Source organism: Pseudomonas sp. Q1 (genome assembly GCF_009935975.1).
Taxonomy (GTDB): domain Bacteria; phylum Pseudomonadota; class Gammaproteobacteria; order Pseudomonadales; family Pseudomonadaceae; genus Aquipseudomonas; species Aquipseudomonas palleroniana.
In genome coordinates, this window is the sequence record NZ_QODI01000017.1 from 128,410 (window position 1) to 143,285 (window position 14,876).

Sequence of the window (14,876 nt, forward strand, 5' to 3'; positions counted from 1 at the left end):
TGATTAGTGTTTTAACCGCTGACGATGGCGCCAAATGCTGACCGTTACCTCGCCCCAATAGCCACCATAGGTGTCGCGCTTGCTGTCGCGACCATAGAGGTGATGCAGGATCGAGCCTGGCGCCGGGTAATGTTCGGGCTCGCTTTGCAGCACACCGTCAGCCAGGTAGATCGCGGCGTGGTTCGGTACTGGCGAGCGAATCTGCATCAGCACGATGTCACCCTGCTGCAACTGGCTGACCTGGATAAAGCCGGCGGCAGGCAGGTTGTCCAGATAGAGATTGCCGCCTTTGTCCCACCAGCCGTCCTCGCGCTGATAGTCACCCAGCTCGATGCCCAACTCGCGGCGGTAGTAGTCAAGGATGATGCTCAGGCAGTCATGCACACCGTGGGCAAAAGCACGACCGATCAGGGGTGCCTGGTAACCGTTCGGTGTACAACTGGCCCACTCCCCGATGCGGACCTGCCCATCGTCACCGGCGCGTACTTCGACAATGTGCCAAGGCAACCCGGAGGCTTCGCACGCCACGCGGTCCGCTTCACTGGGCGTCGCCGGGCAATCCGGATGGCTGTGCACCACTGCGAGGATTTCGCCGCGCTCTTCGGCGGCGGCGTAGTCTTCGGGCGCGAGTCGAAAGTGTTCGCTCGGGGTACTCGCCGTGTTGCGACACGGCACATACACACGCTTGCGCCCTTCACGAATCAGCAGGCCGCAGCACTCATGCGGGTAGTCGGCCACGGCATGCCGGGAGATCGCCGCCAGGTTGATCTTGTTCATGTTCAGCTCCGCAACAGGCCCGCTGCCGGAAAGGAACCGTAAGGCAGTGGATTGTTCTCGCCGAAACGCAGCTTGCAACTGGTCAACCGCCCACCGCACTTATCCTTGGCGGCATCCGTGACGATCACGTCATTGGTATCCGCCACCGGCCCGCCGTTGTAGCCGCAATAGGGGCCACGATAGCCGCCGCAGCTGAGCCACCAACACACGTTGGCGACGATCTGCCGGCGCGGCAGTTGTACACCGTTGAAGTCCAGCGCACTGGCCAGCTCGAACTTCACGGTCTCATTGCTTTCCGCGACCTTGCGCTCGACGTACCAGATGTCCGGCGGCAACTCCTCTTCGGGGTCTGCTTCGGGCTGGCCGTCGAGATACTTGCCCAGGGTGCGATGGCGAATCAGCCGCGCCCCCACGAGATCCTCGAAATACAGCACCAGCGCCGTAATGAAACCGCCAACGTTGCCCACGGCCAGGGTTGGCGTGGGTTGTGTACCCTGCCCCGACATTTCAAAGCCTTCGGCCTGGATCGGCCAGGGTGAATACTCGTGGCCCTGCCAGAAGATCGATGACGCCTGGGGATAACCGTGAAAGCGGTACAACTCGGCGCCAAGGGCGGTGGCATCGAGCTCGAAAAGCTCCACCCAGGCCCCGGGCTCCAGGGTCTGGATATCTGCGGTGATGGACATATAAATCTCCGGGCAAAGAAAACCCCGCCGATCGCGGGGTGTGGAGCGTCGCTTGAGACGCTAGGGGTGGAAGGCCTGCTCGAACGTCGCTGTCAGGGAGTAGATCCCGGCGCCCAGCGGTGTCGGTTGATACCCTTTGCAGCGATACAGCCCAGGCGAGGCCAACGGCGCGGTCCAACTGAACGCCCTGGCACCGGCATGACGGTCAAGGAACGTCGCAATCGCCCTGATCCGCGCCTCGTCGCCGACGAACGTCAGTGGCCAGGACTCGGTCTTGTTGTTGATTCCGTCAGCCGCTGTTTGCTGATAGCCGTCACCAAACTTGGCCGATTTAAGGCGAAATTCAACGCTGCCGACAGGCTCGACTTTGGGCTCCCAGGTGAAGGTTTCTGTACTCATGTGTTCTCCAGGCATATGCCTTTGGTTGTCAGCGGCCGTTGATGGCCGACCAGATTTGCCCGCCCGGTTTCAGGTCACGCGCGATCTGCTCGGCGGCGCCCTGACGGGCGGAGCCCGCGTAGGCACGCGCAACGTTCTGGGCGTTGGTATCCGTGCCTGAACCTTGGCCGTCGGCGACATTGATGGTTTGCTGGATGACCACCTGGTTACTGCTGGTGCTGCCCGATTGGCCCGAGCCCAATGCGCGTACGCCAAGCGAACCATCGGAACCGCGACTCAAAGGCATGATGGCTTCGGGGCCGGCTTCGCCGAACAGGGCCAAGGGCGCCAAAGTTGGGCCCGTGGCAATCGAGTTGGTAAAGGCGCCACCGCCGGCAAACGCCTGGATACCGGCGTTCCATGCGCTCCCTTTTGCATGGTATTGAATGCCAGCAGCGTTGAGTTGGGGAGTGAAGGTGTTGCTGAAAGGACCGACGCTGGTAGTCGTCGAGGTGGGCGTGCTGTCGCCCCACAAGGCACTAAACGCTGAGCGGGCTATCCCGAACAACGAACTCAACGCACTGGACGCCGCCGTCTTCGCCGCCATTGTGGCCATGTCTTTGAGCACGGACGTGGCAAAATCCGAAAAGTTGAATTTCCCGGTAGTCGCGAACGTCTGCACCGCCGTGTCCATCTTTTCAAAAGCACTGGTGAACACGGCTTTGGACTGCTCGGCTGCCGTACCAGCCTTGTTCGAATACTCTTCGAAAGCAGCCGAGGCCCCCTGACGCCAATCATCAAGCAATTGGTTCATCTCGGCAAAGTTGCTCTTCATCTGCCGGGTTTTCTCGTCGTCCAGAAAGGCCATGACCTGCTCATCCCCCGAGGGCTTGGGCAGATCACTCCCGTACGCTCCCCCCCCTGGAAACTTCAGCCCCGCCCGCTCGGTATACGACTGCGTATCCAACGAGCCGACAAAACCATTCTGCGCGCCCTGGCTCTGCTTGAGCACCTCCACCAGTTGCGCATTTTTCTGGATAAATCTTTGCGCCGCATCCGTAGCCGGGTCATAAGACTTTTGAAAGTCCTTGAACTGGCCGGAAGTGACCTGCAACGCCGCTGCGGCAGAAGCGCTGACCTTTTTACCGGCGTCTTCGATCTTCTGCTGCATCTCGCGCATGCTTTGTTCGGTAATCCGTGACGCCTTCGCCAGGGCCTGCTCCAGGCTGCCGAGGTTGAGCGTCAGATTACCCTGGTAAGCAGTTGCCATAGGTTTCTCCGGGTCATGGATAAAACCCGCCTCGGCGGGTTTCAAGGAAAATGGCGTCGTCCTTAACGCCACTCGTTCATCGCACGTTCGAGTGACAGGCCCCGACGCAACTCATGGGGCATGAAGTCAATCAACTCGGCCGTGCCGCCGCCCAGCCGGTGGGTCTGCAGCGCCACCAACGCGCTGCCCGCCTCCAGCCGCCTACCGGCATGCAGGGAGCCATATCGGTCGATATAGCGCCCCCAGGCCAGGGCTTCTTGGTAGGTCATGCGTTCCTTGGCTTCGACAATCGTGCGGCCGCCCACTCCGTTCAGCACCAGCTCGTGCCAGAACTCATCGGCGGCCGTCAGTTCTTTGCCGACGCGCCACCCGTGCCATTCACCTCATTGACTGCGTTGAGGATCACGAACCCCAACGACGGCTCAAGGCTGTAGGCATCGTCGTAGCTCAGCGTTTCAGTGCCGTCGCTGCCCAGCGATACCGACGCGGCGAGGTAACTGGCATTGCGGCTCTGCTCGGACTCACCTTGAGTAAACAGGCGCTCGATCACACCAAAGGACTGACGGCGAATGTGCAGGGTAAACGTGTCTGTCACTTCCTTGCCGCTCTTGCTGTCCAGGTGCGTCCAGCTGACTTCTTTCTTGACCGGCACGCCATCGACGATGCCGCCCTTGGCTTTGAGTTGTTTGAGGTTCATGGCGTCTCTCAGGCTTTCTTGATCCAGGCGCTGCCGCCGGTGCGTTGGATGGTGACGGTGGTGGTGACCACGGCGTTCAGCGCAAAGTTGAACGGGAAATCCGACACGTAGCCGTCGAAGGTGAACCAGGTGCGCGTCGCCGGCAGCTCAAACCCGTCACCCTTGGTGTTCACGGTAGGCAGCACGTCCTTGCCGTCGGACCAACCGACAGCCCATTTGACGCCGGTGTCGCCCTTGGCTTCGGACAATTGGTGCAGGCGAATATGGCTGGCGTTGGTGGGATCGGCGTTCAGGCCCAGGCTCGCGGTGCCTGGGGTGCGCAAGCCTTTTTTGTAGCTGCGCTCTTCGGCGTTGAGGCTGGTGTCTTCGATCTGCTCAGCGGGCGCGCCGCCGGGTTCGAACGAAGTGGCGTGCTCGATTTCCAGCACGGTGTAAGGCCCGGTGCCGGAGACCGGCGGGACGAGGGCAAAAATCTGGGTACCTTGGGTAAGAATCGACATCGAGTGTTCTCCATGAACAATAAAAAACCCGCCAATGCGGGTTGTGGGGGTGCAACAGTTGTATGACGGTGGTCGAGGCTCAATCAGGGCGCCGGTTTGCCATCCAGATAAGGCGGAGCATTCGGGTCCGGTTCGCGGCTCTTGATCAGGTCGACCAGCGCCTGGTTGCTCTGAGCCAACAGCCGCAAGGCAGCATTGAGCGCCACCTGGCCATCGGTTTGGGTTTGCAGGGCGGCGATCAAGCGGTTGATCGCAGCCAAATCTTCGTCGTTCATCGGCATCTGGATTCCTGTTTCAAATCAGTTAGGTATTGCAAGCGAGGGAGGCATTCATCAACAACGCGCAACCCCGACCATCAAGACGACAACCCGACAGCCGAGATCGAACTGCGATACCCCGCCACCGGATCGCCGACATGGACCACCTTGGCAATCGACCACCGCCCCTGCATGTACGAGGGCCAGGATTCATCCAGTACCAAAAGCCCTTCGGCAGCCAACAAGGGGTTGCCCGGACAGTCGATCTGCATTTTCAAGTCTTCGCGCCCCACACGGCGCAGCTCGCCTTCGGCCACGGCACGGGCTTCGGCTTCGTTCTGACAGCGTTGGCGCACGGTCTTGAACGGAGCAACGCCGACCTGAACCACCTGCTGCTTGCCACTGGCGGCATCCCACCAACTGACGCGGCTGCCCGCATACTTGGCGCGGGACTTTTCGTCGAGCGTCGCGGTGATGAACGACTGGTTGCCGGGGCGGTTGTCCTGCGTCACAGAGAGCGTTACCTGCGGCAGCATTTCACGGCCAGACAACGTCTTGACCTGCCCGGCCTCGGCCAGCACATAGAGTTCGTTGAATGGCTTGCTGATGGCGCTGTAGCGCTTGGCGAGACGTGTGATGAAGGCCATGTCGCTTTCGTTGGACTGATCGATATGGGCAATCGCAATGCCCTCCAGCGCCGGCGCCACTCGCGGCGAAAACCCGTGGCGGCTGACCAACTGACGGAACAGCGCACCCAAGGTCGTGGGCCCATAGCTGGCGGATCGACGCTGGCGATAGCCACTTTCATCCACCATGCTGAAGGGCGCAGCCGTGGCCACGATCTTCAAGCACATGGGAAACAGCACCGGGGTTCGCTGGGTAACGACGAACTCGCCCTTTTCCACCAACCCCGTCTCCCGATAACCGACGCGCAAACCAATCTTGCCGCTCAAGCTGGGCAGGCCCTCCAAGCCTTCGATATTGAGGGTCAGCTCCAGCCGGTCGCTCTCGATACCCGTGGTGTCGGTGTGTTTCCAATACATGAGGCGTTGATTGAGCAGCGCCGCATTGGCACCGTAAAACTCGATAATCGGGGTAAATTCCTGGGCCATGCCTGCCTCCTTAATCCCAAGCCAGAACAGGCCGTGCAGCGCGCAGCCGTACCTGCATTTCCGGCACGATGATCCAGACACCGGCCGGCAATACCGGCCCATGTTCGGCAAGCTCGGGATTCAGCCGCCACAACGTTTCTTCCGCCGCATCATCACAACGCCCCAACTCACGATAGAGCAGCAGGTTGACCGAATCCCCGGCGATACTTCGTACTCTACGCATTGACGAATTCCTCCAGTTCCAGGCTCCAGGTCATGACCAGAGCGGTGCCGTCGTCAATCACATTGCCCTGGGTTTCCATCAGCGAATTGATCCGCCACAGGCCCCAGTTACGGCCAATACCATCTACCAGCGGTAACGGCGTCCGCCTGTTCTGCAGCGCACGCAACTCGTCCAGGCGCTGCATGCCGATGGCGTACATGGCTGTGCCGCTGAATGTGAGTTTTTCCAACTTCTGGCCGCTCTGCCGCGACTGGGACTTGCTGGCGATAATCGCCAGGTCACTCCAGCCACCGTCGCTGGTACGAACCAACGACGAATAGGCGAACCCTCGAGACAGACCGAAAATAAAGTCGCCGAGTACCATCTGCTGTCGCATCAATCACCTCCTGGATCAGTCAATGCCGCGTTGCGTCGGACACCGAGGGAGTCGGTGACCATCGGCATGCATTGGAACTGCAGAGCCTGGATCACCTGGTTGACGACCTGCTGGGCATCGGCGGGGTTTACGCCGGTGATCTGAATGCTCGGGGCAATACTGACCTGCACGTTATCCGTACGCGCCGCGTTGAGCTCCTTGCTCACCACGCCGGGCGCAGGCAACCGATCACTTGGCCCAAACAATTTATCCCCCAGCCAACTCCCCGCTTCACTGCCCAGCAAGCCTCCAATCGCACCGCCGACCGCCGTTCCGACACCGGGGAAAATCATCGTGCCGATGGCCGCTCCGGCAGACGCTCCCGCCCAGGCGCCACCGGCAGTGCTGAGCCCGGCGCCGACGGCTTTAGCGTCACCGTTGCGCACGCCCTGGACCACGTCGATGGCGGTGTCGACATACTTCAGTGGGCCGAGGCGGCGGGCCGCGGCCGACTCGAGACGCGTCAGGGTGCCGATGGCGGAACCGGCAGACGCGCCCAGCAATGCGCCACCGCCAGTACCGAGGCCGGCGCCGATGGCTTTAGCGCCACCGTTGCGTATGCCCTGGCCCCCATCGATGACGGTATCGACAACCTTCAGCGGGCCGAGGCGACCGGCTATGGCCGATTCCGGTTTGGCTAATACCCCCAACAACCCGGCCACCTGGCCGTTGGCTGCGAGAAAGGCTGTCGAGCGTGCCGTCGAGGGCGCTGCGTAGGAGGCAAATGTGTTGCCCGGCAGACGGCTCGAGCCCTGGCTCGCCAGTTTGCTGTCGAACGCACGCAACGGCTGGCCCATGACATTGAGCGGCTGTGAGACCGGCGCTGAGAGACCAGTAAGTTGCGACTTGAGATCGGCCCGCTTTCTGACGACGCTGGTCTTGATCGACCTTGAGGTAGCCTGACGAGTCTTGTAACGCTTGCCGCGTGGCCCCTTCGCATTAGCCTTGGCGCTTGGCTTGCCTTTGCCGCTGTCTTTGTCCCTGGCGGTTTCGCCGACACGTTCAGGCAACTGAGCGGTCGCTGAATCCAGCGGGCCGCGGATCCCGGCAGGCAGAGCCCCCGTACAGCAGCACTCCTTGCCTGCGTTACTGCCCTTGCCCTTATCGTCCTTCTTGAGCCACTTGGCAGCGGTTGGAAACTTGTCAGCCACGGCATCAAGCGCCTTGTCCGAAACCCGTTCCTTGGCTTTATCCCACAAGCTGGTGAGCAGTTCTTTGCCGACAAACTTACCGGCATCCGTTGCGCCTTGCAGGCCTTTGTCCACCCAGGAGGTCGAAGCCGGAGCGGGTTCTTTCGGCTGACTTTTGGCAGGCTCGCTACTGACCTCAACCGTTTTGGTTGCCAGCGTATTACCGGTAATGAACAACGTGCTGGTGAGCGTTTGCAACGCCTCGCGCAACTGCACTTGCTCCAACGTCAAAGCGTTGATATCCACGCTGACGGTCACCAGCGCCGAGGCGAGCACCGACTGCGGATCCTGTTGTGGCCGCGATGCCGCATCCAGGCTTGCTGGCGCTGCAAGGCTGGCGGAAAACGGTGCCAGCACACTGCCAAAGTCCGCGTCGTCAAGCAGCCAGCGTTTGTCTTCCTGGGCGAGCCTCATCCCAGATTGAGTCTCTTGCATCCCGCTTACTCCTGTTTAACGCCAAGGCGGGTGATCGCGATGTCGTAGCGGCGCAATGCTTTGCCGGCGTCCCAGTCGAGGATCTCCGCCTCATTGACCGAGTAGATCAGCGGCACCACATCGAGGATCACTTCGATGTCGCGCTCCGAAAGAAGTCCGCCGGTTGATTTAAAAAATCGTCGATGCGCTCCTGCAATTCCGTCCAGTCGGGCACGGTCAGGTTGGCAAGATCCGGAATCATCAGGCCGGTGCAATGAGCGGTGATGAACTCGGCGCGCTCTTTGTTGGTGGCGAGTTTTTTCATCACCTTGGTGGCGCGCAGCGCCGGCATTTCCAGCGCCAGCTCAGTCAGGGCGCGACCTGCGGCATCGAGTGGCAACAGCAGCTGGACGGGCTGGTCGTGGCTGGTTTTTTCGGGGGTTTTCAAGAAGAACGACGCAGGCTGCGTCGACATTTCGTGTACGTACTGCGCAATGCTTACGTAGTCCGGACGCTTGAGTTGGTCCAGTTCTTTTTCCGACAGGCCGGTGGCGAGTTTCGCCAGTTCAAAGAACTGATCGTCCTCGTCATCACCGGCCCGGGCCAGCGCGTCTTTTTGCGCGGCGTAGAACAGTGGCTTGAGTTGAATCTGCTCGATCGTCGCGCCGGTGTCGGCAGTGATCGGCGAGAGCAGCAGGTGCAAGGGTGGCATCCAGGCCATGGGGCTATTCCTTGGTGAAGTAGGGGGCGAGCAGGCCCGCCCCTTTGGGTTTAAGGCATCAGCACGGCGCGGCGGGCGTCGCCGAGAATGTCGACACCGTTAAGCACGAACTTCTGGGTGCGTACGTCGATGTCGATCACCGGGATACCGTTTTCCAGGCGGTTGTAGGTGCGGCAGGACAGCTCCAGGGTAGTGGTGGGCTTCTCGCCCATTTTCAGCGCAGTCTCGGCCAGGCTTTTCAGCTTGCCGCCGACGGTGTGATAGGTGAAGTAAGTCTTGCCATCCTGATCCTGGCCGGCTTCGCGCACGTTCAGCAGAATGTCGTCGCCCAGGCGCACACCCAGGGCCAGCATGACTTCCGGGCCTGCACCCTGCAGCTCCAACGTGGCGTTGAGCACTTTGGCGCTCTTGGCCATTTCCTCGGCGATGAATCGCCCGCCGGTCATGGGCTCCATATCGAAATCAATCTTCGGCGGCGTGAAGGAGTTGACCGTCGCGGACAACGGCAGGCCTTGAAGGGTGGCCGCAATGGCCTGTCTTACACGGTTGGTAAACATTAGAGAACGTCCTCCAGGAACTGCTCGATGATTTCATCGCGGGCGTTGAGTTGATAAATCATGTGTTCGTTCGGCGCGTAGCGGCCGTAGTCGATGACGATGAACCAGGTGCCGTTCTTGTACTTCTCGACACTGTTGAGTTCCGGGTGCAGGTAAACGCTGCCGCCAGGGATGGTTTCGTCGGCGACCAGGGTCTGCAGCCAGTCGTTGATGCGCTTGACCTCCTGGTCCATGAAGGACTTGGTGAGGTTCTTGGCCATGGCTTTCTGGCCGGCCTTGACCAGCTTGCGGCTGATGGCATCTTCCAGGCCGACGTAGCTGATGAACTTGCCGGTGATGGAACGGTTACCCAGCAGCGAGAAACCGCCGAGGATAGTGCGGGCGTAGTAGCTCACGCCGTAACGGTTGAGCAGGTCGCCTTCGGTCGAGGTATCGAGGATGTTGTACTCGACCACGCGGGAAACGTCTTCGGCGAAGGTCACCTGATTACCAGGGCTTTCCCATTGCTTGACCTTGGCCAATGCGGCAATGGCCAGGGACGATGGCGACAGGAACACGTTTTTCTTCGCGGCCTTGGAGTACACCGACGGCATGTTGTGTACCAGCAGGCAACGGTCGAAGCCGAGGTCGGCACCGCCCAATTCACCGCTGTAGGTCACTTGGTCGGCGACGGACGCATCCTTGCCATCCAGCACCACGCGGGCCTTGATGCGTTTGCCGAAGGCGGCAAACTCACCAGCCACGGCCTTGGTGCCGGTAAAGCCAGGCGCGCCGATGATGGTCAGGTCTTCCGGCACGCTGCTCAGGGCCGCCAGGCCCAGCTTGCGACCGGTGATGGGGTCGTTGCCGCCGATCACATTGTTGACGGTGTCGGCCGGGGTTGCGCCCTCCTCCACGATCACCACATAGACCGGCACCTTCACCACCTTGAGGATCTGGTACACCGCGTGAAACAACGTGCCCGACTCAGTACCGGTAGGGTCCAGCAGCGCCTGAGTGGTAAAGCTGTTGATACGGAACGGGGCGTTTTTCGGGATCGACGCATGGGCGTTCGGCGCGGTGCCGACCAGGCCGATAACGTTATCGCCCAGGCCACCCATGGCCTCGGGGGATTCGGTGGCATTCACGGTGATGCCGTTATGCTCGAAGTTCAAAACCTCAGCCATGATTAGTCAGCCTTCTTGGGGGTGGAGTTAAGGACGCTGGTCAGTTCCAGGCGGCCGGCGGTGCGCAGGGCGGATGCTTCGACGTCGAGCAGTTCCAACTCCTCGCCGACGGTGGACCAATGGCCACCTCCGGTGGGGAATGGGATGAGGACGGTGTAGGTTTGGCGGTTGTGCATAAGTGGAATTCTCCGGGTGAGAAACGCCAAAGCCCCTGCGGAGAGGGGCTTTGGGCGGGCGTAAAAAAACCGCTTTCGCGGTGGGTTCAGATACGTTCGGGCAATGGATAAAGGGCCTTGATTTCGGCCACCTTGTCACGCCAAGCCTTTTCTTTTTCGGGGGTTTCGTCGTATTGCCACTCAAGGAAAAGGGGGTCTGCTTCAGTCTCGTACAATGTACGACGTGCAGAGATGACAACGTCCAATTTCGCGCTGTTTTCAGCTTGCTGACACAGTTCCTCTGCTCGGGTTTCGTCAAGCCCCAGCGCTACCAAGGTTGGGCGATCCGCCGGAACATTAATGAGCGTTTCACCGGAGGCAAGCAGCAGTTTTTTAATAGACCCAACCATGTTTATGCTCCCTTCACCGCGTAGCGCAGATCATTATCCAGTGTGTAAGCCAACCTGCTTTCCGGGTAGGTTTCTCCGAGCTCGGGTGCAGTGATGGCGAAAGGTTTGACCTTCCAGGAAATTTCATACTCAGGCGTCACTGCTTGGCTCAGTTCAACTTCGGCATCTGAACGACTGAACTTCACAGGCTCTTCAAAGCTTTTGGTGACGATATACGTCAGCCCGCCACGCAAGTAGCAGCCAGACTCCTGGGGAGAAGAGACCAATGCACCTACGGTCTGGTTAAGCCAGATTGGCTTCAGCCCGGTAACCGGACGAACGTAAGACAGCATCCCGAATTGGGCACGGCGTACGGTCTCCCGATAAGTCTGAGAGATTCGTTTGATAGTCAGGAAATTTGCGTCCCCGTTCCATGGGATCCCACAGCCTTCTATCTGAAGGTTCAGACCTGCAACATGTGACTCGAAATTGTTATTGAACGGATTGAGGTTGGCGTCCAAAGCGTAGTTTCTCGAGATAATAATCTCCGACATCCCTTTTTCGTTACCGGGCATACGCCACCAGACCGGATAAAAGATATTGGTGGACAACCCCGTAAGATCGATCGTTTGCGTATAAGACGCACGGCCATTGATATCCTTGGCCTGTACACTATTGCGCCATGCCGTGAATTGAGCCGATGCGACCTCAACACGCGCATCGATTTTGCCAATCTGATTAGTCACGGTATCCGTGAGTTTGTTACAAGCATCCACAACTTTCGTAATCGTCGCTTCAATTCCCATCATCAACTCCCTGTCAATTTTCGTCTTTCCAGCACTTTTGCAAGCACTCTTACTTCGCTTCGAGATGCATAACCCTGAACATCAAGTCCACATGTCGCGACATGTTGTCCACCGAAGCCGCCGCCAAAATCGCGATCTCTTCGGCCAGCAACACATTCAGGTTTTCACTGCCCACCACAATCGTCACGCTATCCGCCGGCAACGGCGAAATATCCAGCGTGAACTTTTGCAGCACCCGCGCCGCCGCCGCCTTATACGTCAGCAACTTCCCCGCGACGGAATACACCGCCAGCAACGTCCCGCTGGCGAGGTAGAAACCGAACTCGCCAATTTCATACTCGGCCTCGCCATCGAACAGCGCGGCCATCCTGAGTTGGCGGTCGCCGAGGTCTTCGTAATCGACGATGGCAACCCGCTGACGCTCGTCCCGCAAGGCTACTTCCGTGCCGTCCGGGTTGTAGCGGCCAGTGCCGGCGCCGATGTGGGTGATTTCGCCTTTCAGGCCCTGGTTCTTTGCCTGCAGCACTTCATCCAAACCTTTGGAGGTGAAGCGCACCAGGCGCGTAATGTCATCTGTCATGGCTGCGCCCTGAGGTCGTAGTCGTTAATGGTGTAGTGCTGGGCGACCCCTGCACTGTTAATTCGAGCAACCAGCGCCAATTCCGGCAGTGCGCCGTCCAGATACAACTCACCGTCGCTCAATGGGGCATCGAGTACCTGCGTGAGCGCGAGCTGACCTTCGGTCTCATGAACAACTGTGATCGTCGCCCGATCCCGCTCACTCTGCGCCGCATTGATGCGGCGGATCAGCCGGTTATGGTCACCGCTGGACCAAGTGCGCCCGATGATCGCCTGGACGTCGAAGGTGTAAGGCACACCCAGCGGGCGCTGTTGATACCAGGCGCTGATGTTGGGGGTGAAACCCAGCGACTCCACCGCGTAGCTCAAGGCCTTGGGCGTGCCCGCCTGGCGCTGGATCTGCCAGGACAGGGCCACGGTGAGGCGCTTTTCGGTTTCGCTGGCGTCGGCATCCCACTCACTGACGCCACGGTCGGCCGCCAGGTAGGGCAGGAATTGGGTGGGGGTTTGCAGCGGGTTCATCAACGCCGGAAACGGCGGCATGACCCGGTCGAGCAACTGCCCGAACCCCAGGTCCAAGGCTTTTTCCAGCGGTGAACTGTTGGCCGGCAACAGGCTTGCTTTGGGTTCCTCACTCATAGCGTGCGCACCTCCACCTCAACGCCCGTGCAATACGGGGCCTGGAACGCGGTGCTGATAATCGGCTGCAAGGGTTCGAGGATTTGCAGTTGCGCCGCGCCCGCACTGTGGATCGCGTAGTCGATCCAGCTCGGGTCCACTCGCCCTTCCAGGCGATGGCAGGAGTCGGCATAGGTTTGCAGCAGTTTCTGGGCGGCGACTTGGGTGAGCCCGGAGTCAGGGCCTGCATTGATCTTGGCCACCACACGAATTTTGTAGGGTTGAATCTGTGCCCCCTGCACGCTGACCAGGTCTGTCTCCGGTCGCACATCGGGCCGTGCGAAATGGCGTCGCACACCGTCGAGCAAATCGGTGGATGGCGTGCCGTCACCTTCCCGCGAAAGCACCGTGACCATCACTTCGCCCGGCGCGGTGCGGCGGGCGTTGCCGTCCTTGACCTGGGCGGCATAGCCGTCCGGGTCGAAGGTGTAGCTGACGGTCACCACGCCCGGTGTCGCACTTTGTACCTTCACCGCAGGGCGTTCACCCAGGGTGAAGACCTCGCGGCGATACTGCATCCGCGAGCCCGCCGCAGGAGCGTGGGGTGCCAGGTAGTAGCGCAGTCGAGCGTCGTCGTCGCTTTCCAGAGTCGGCGGCACCGGCGGGAAAGCCGCGGGGTCGCCCGGGTCGAGCACTTGGCGTTCCAGGCCCATGTCGGCCAGGCGGGCATCCAGGTTACTGCCGGTAGCCCACCACGCCAGCATCTGCTTGATGCGGGCGTTGTATTTGCGTTCGTGAGTCTGCAGGCGCACGCAAAACGCTTCCAGGGCCAGGGTCAGCAGCTCGCTTTCGTTGTCGAGGCTGACCTTGAGTTTGGCCGCGCTTTGCGGCGCTCGGGTGGCGACATAGTCGACGACAAACGCCTTGAATTCGGCCAGCAGCGGCTCGAACTCATCCACCGCAATGATGGCCGGCTCCGCCAGTTGGTTCTGGCCTGGGATCAGCATGCTCATGTCACGACCTCGAAGGTTTGTTGGCGGTTTTTCCAGGTGCCGGCGAACCGCAGCAGCAGGCCGGCGCCCTGGCGGGTGGCGACGATGACCTGGGGTTGAAAGTCGCCAATGCCGTTCTGGGTGTTGTAGAACGCCTGGGCAGCATGGCTTTGGGCGAGGATCAGCAAGTCATCGCCGAGGTTCTGGCCCAGCAGTTGCGGGATCATCGAGCCGTACAGCGGGCGCTTCTGACGAGTGCCCAGGGGGGTGGTCAGCGCTCGGGTGGCGCGCTGCACGAATTGCAGCCAGTCATCGACGGCTGCCCCGGTGTTGCGATCGATGCCGATCATGGGATGTCCTTATCACGGGCTGATGACCCGACCTTGGTGGTCCACCAGCGGGCCACTGAAGTGCGCGCCGCCGGCATCCAGCACCAGGCGGGTACCACCGATTTGCAGGATGATGCCTTGGGCGTTGAGGGTCAGGCCGGCAGCGCCGACCTTGACGTCGACTTGCTCGCGCGAACCGCTGAACGTGGTGGGGCCGTTGACCCAGTTGAAGGTGTGGCTGGCGTCGTCGTAATCGCTTTGGGTGCCGTCTTGATGGCGCCGCCGGGTCAATGTCGCCAGGCTCGAAACCGGCGGGAAGCGATCACTGTTCAAACCGAACAAGGCCACGGACTGCCCGCCACCTTCGCCGCCGCCATAGTTGAACAACAGGCATTGTTCACCCACGGACGGGATGCGGGTCTCGGTCTGCGTACCGGCGCTGGGGTTGAAAAAGCGGATGGCCGGGGTGAGCAATTCACCGTGGCTGACCTTGCAGGTATGACTGGCAGCGTCGACCTCCTGGCACACGCCGATGCGACAGAAGCTTTCGGCGCGACGATAAAGGTCTTCGAGCTGGGCTTCCATTTCCGCCAGGCGCTCGACAATCGGCCCCAGTTGCATGCGTAACAGCGCGTCGAACATGGG

At 60.5% G+C, this 14,876-nt stretch carries 24 protein-coding genes; all 24 read right to left on the bottom strand.

Going from position 1 to position 14,876, the window contains the following annotated elements:
- Nucleotides 1-3: 3 nt before the first annotated feature.
- Complete coding sequence (locus tag DK870_RS24320; protein WP_161549893.1) at nucleotides 4-777, bottom strand: C40 family peptidase; 774 nt, start codon at nucleotides 775-777, stop codon at nucleotides 4-6.
- Nucleotides 778-779: 2 nt separating this feature from the next.
- Nucleotides 780-1,463 carry a phage minor tail protein L gene (locus DK870_RS24325; RefSeq protein ID WP_161549894.1) on the bottom strand — a complete coding sequence of 228 codons (684 nt, stop codon included), beginning with the start codon at nucleotides 1,461-1,463 and terminating at the stop codon, nucleotides 780-782.
- Nucleotides 1,464-1,523: 60 nt separating this feature from the next.
- Entirely contained in the window at nucleotides 1,524-1,862 is a 339-nt protein-coding gene (locus tag DK870_RS24330; protein ID WP_104995662.1) for a phage tail protein, read from the bottom strand.
- A gap of 28 nt (nucleotides 1,863-1,890) precedes the next feature.
- A complete protein-coding gene (locus tag DK870_RS24335; protein ID WP_161549895.1) occupies nucleotides 1,891-3,111 on the bottom strand; it encodes a phage tail tape measure protein in 1,221 nt (406 codons plus the stop codon).
- Between the two features lie 62 nt (nucleotides 3,112-3,173).
- The gene (locus tag DK870_RS24340; protein ID WP_104995660.1) at nucleotides 3,174-3,428 is read right to left on the bottom strand and encodes a hypothetical protein; all 255 of its coding nucleotides are present in this window, start codon (nucleotides 3,426-3,428) and stop codon (nucleotides 3,174-3,176) included.
- Nucleotides 3,429-3,457: 29 nt separating this feature from the next.
- Nucleotides 3,458-3,808, bottom strand: coding sequence for a phage tail assembly chaperone family protein, TAC (locus DK870_RS24345; protein WP_104995659.1), 351 nt, complete (start codon nucleotides 3,806-3,808; stop codon nucleotides 3,458-3,460).
- An 8-nt stretch (nucleotides 3,809-3,816) separates the two neighbouring features.
- Complete coding sequence (locus DK870_RS24350; protein WP_104995658.1) at nucleotides 3,817-4,308, bottom strand: phage tail tube protein; 492 nt, start codon at nucleotides 4,306-4,308, stop codon at nucleotides 3,817-3,819.
- 83 nt (nucleotides 4,309-4,391) lie between these two features.
- Nucleotides 4,392-4,583, bottom strand: a complete 192-nt coding sequence (locus tag DK870_RS24355) for a hypothetical protein (protein ID WP_104996212.1) — start codon at nucleotides 4,581-4,583, stop codon at nucleotides 4,392-4,394.
- A gap of 80 nt (nucleotides 4,584-4,663) precedes the next feature.
- Nucleotides 4,664-5,677: a contractile injection system protein, VgrG/Pvc8 family gene (locus DK870_RS24360; RefSeq protein ID WP_104995657.1), complete on the bottom strand. Its 1,014-nt coding sequence runs from the start codon at nucleotides 5,675-5,677 to the stop codon at nucleotides 4,664-4,666.
- 10 nt (nucleotides 5,678-5,687) lie between these two features.
- The gene (locus DK870_RS24365; protein WP_161549896.1) at nucleotides 5,688-5,900 is read right to left on the bottom strand and encodes a tail protein X; all 213 of its coding nucleotides are present in this window, start codon (nucleotides 5,898-5,900) and stop codon (nucleotides 5,688-5,690) included.
- The gene (locus tag DK870_RS24370; RefSeq protein WP_104995655.1) at nucleotides 5,893-6,276 is read right to left on the bottom strand and encodes a phage tail protein; all 384 of its coding nucleotides are present in this window, start codon (nucleotides 6,274-6,276) and stop codon (nucleotides 5,893-5,895) included. The genes DK870_RS24365 and DK870_RS24370 overlap by 8 nt, the downstream gene beginning before the upstream one ends.
- Nucleotides 6,276-7,940, bottom strand: a complete 1,665-nt coding sequence (locus DK870_RS29760; protein ID WP_256679912.1) for a tail tape measure protein — start codon at nucleotides 7,938-7,940, stop codon at nucleotides 6,276-6,278. The genes DK870_RS24370 and DK870_RS29760 overlap by 1 nt, the downstream gene beginning before the upstream one ends.
- A 5-nt stretch (nucleotides 7,941-7,945) precedes the next feature.
- Nucleotides 7,946-8,071, bottom strand: coding sequence for a hypothetical protein (locus DK870_RS29765; RefSeq protein ID WP_017844653.1), 126 nt, complete (start codon nucleotides 8,069-8,071; stop codon nucleotides 7,946-7,948).
- On the bottom strand, nucleotides 8,068-8,640 hold the full coding sequence (locus DK870_RS24380) for a phage tail assembly protein (RefSeq protein WP_161549897.1): 573 nt from the start codon (nucleotides 8,638-8,640) through the stop codon (nucleotides 8,068-8,070). The genes DK870_RS29765 and DK870_RS24380 overlap by 4 nt, the downstream gene beginning before the upstream one ends.
- A gap of 50 nt (nucleotides 8,641-8,690) precedes the next feature.
- On the bottom strand, nucleotides 8,691-9,197 hold the full coding sequence (locus DK870_RS24385) for a phage major tail tube protein (RefSeq protein WP_060753970.1): 507 nt from the start codon (nucleotides 9,195-9,197) through the stop codon (nucleotides 8,691-8,693).
- Nucleotides 9,197-10,363 carry a hypothetical protein gene (locus DK870_RS24390; protein ID WP_060753969.1) on the bottom strand — a complete coding sequence of 389 codons (1,167 nt, stop codon included), beginning with the start codon at nucleotides 10,361-10,363 and terminating at the stop codon, nucleotides 9,197-9,199. The genes DK870_RS24385 and DK870_RS24390 overlap by 1 nt, the downstream gene beginning before the upstream one ends.
- A 2-nt stretch (nucleotides 10,364-10,365) precedes the next feature.
- The gene (locus tag DK870_RS29455) at nucleotides 10,366-10,539 is read right to left on the bottom strand and encodes a hypothetical protein (protein WP_162843515.1); all 174 of its coding nucleotides are present in this window, start codon (nucleotides 10,537-10,539) and stop codon (nucleotides 10,366-10,368) included.
- Nucleotides 10,540-10,625: 86 nt separating this feature from the next.
- Entirely contained in the window at nucleotides 10,626-10,928 is a 303-nt protein-coding gene (locus DK870_RS24395; RefSeq protein WP_161549898.1) for a hypothetical protein, read from the bottom strand.
- A gap of 2 nt (nucleotides 10,929-10,930) precedes the next feature.
- A complete protein-coding gene (locus DK870_RS24400; RefSeq protein ID WP_104995652.1) occupies nucleotides 10,931-11,713 on the bottom strand; it encodes a phage tail protein in 783 nt (260 codons plus the stop codon).
- A gap of 49 nt (nucleotides 11,714-11,762) precedes the next feature.
- Nucleotides 11,763-12,293 (bottom strand): hypothetical protein, encoded by a 531-nt coding sequence (locus DK870_RS24405; protein WP_104995651.1) that lies wholly within the window; start codon nucleotides 12,291-12,293, stop codon nucleotides 11,763-11,765.
- Nucleotides 12,290-12,931: a phage tail protein I gene (locus tag DK870_RS24410; RefSeq protein WP_161549900.1), complete on the bottom strand. Its 642-nt coding sequence runs from the start codon at nucleotides 12,929-12,931 to the stop codon at nucleotides 12,290-12,292. Before DK870_RS24410 ends, DK870_RS24405 begins: the two co-directional genes overlap by 4 nt.
- Entirely contained in the window at nucleotides 12,928-13,923 is a 996-nt protein-coding gene (locus DK870_RS24415) for a baseplate J/gp47 family protein (RefSeq protein ID WP_060753965.1), read from the bottom strand. The genes DK870_RS24410 and DK870_RS24415 overlap by 4 nt, the downstream gene beginning before the upstream one ends.
- Nucleotides 13,920-14,252 carry a hypothetical protein gene (locus tag DK870_RS24420; protein ID WP_060753964.1) on the bottom strand — a complete coding sequence of 111 codons (333 nt, stop codon included), beginning with the start codon at nucleotides 14,250-14,252 and terminating at the stop codon, nucleotides 13,920-13,922. Before DK870_RS24420 ends, DK870_RS24415 begins: the two co-directional genes overlap by 4 nt.
- Before the next feature lie 12 nt (nucleotides 14,253-14,264).
- A complete protein-coding gene (locus DK870_RS24425; RefSeq protein ID WP_060753963.1) occupies nucleotides 14,265-14,873 on the bottom strand; it encodes a phage baseplate assembly protein V in 609 nt (202 codons plus the stop codon).
- Between the last annotated feature and the right edge of the window lie 3 nt (nucleotides 14,874-14,876).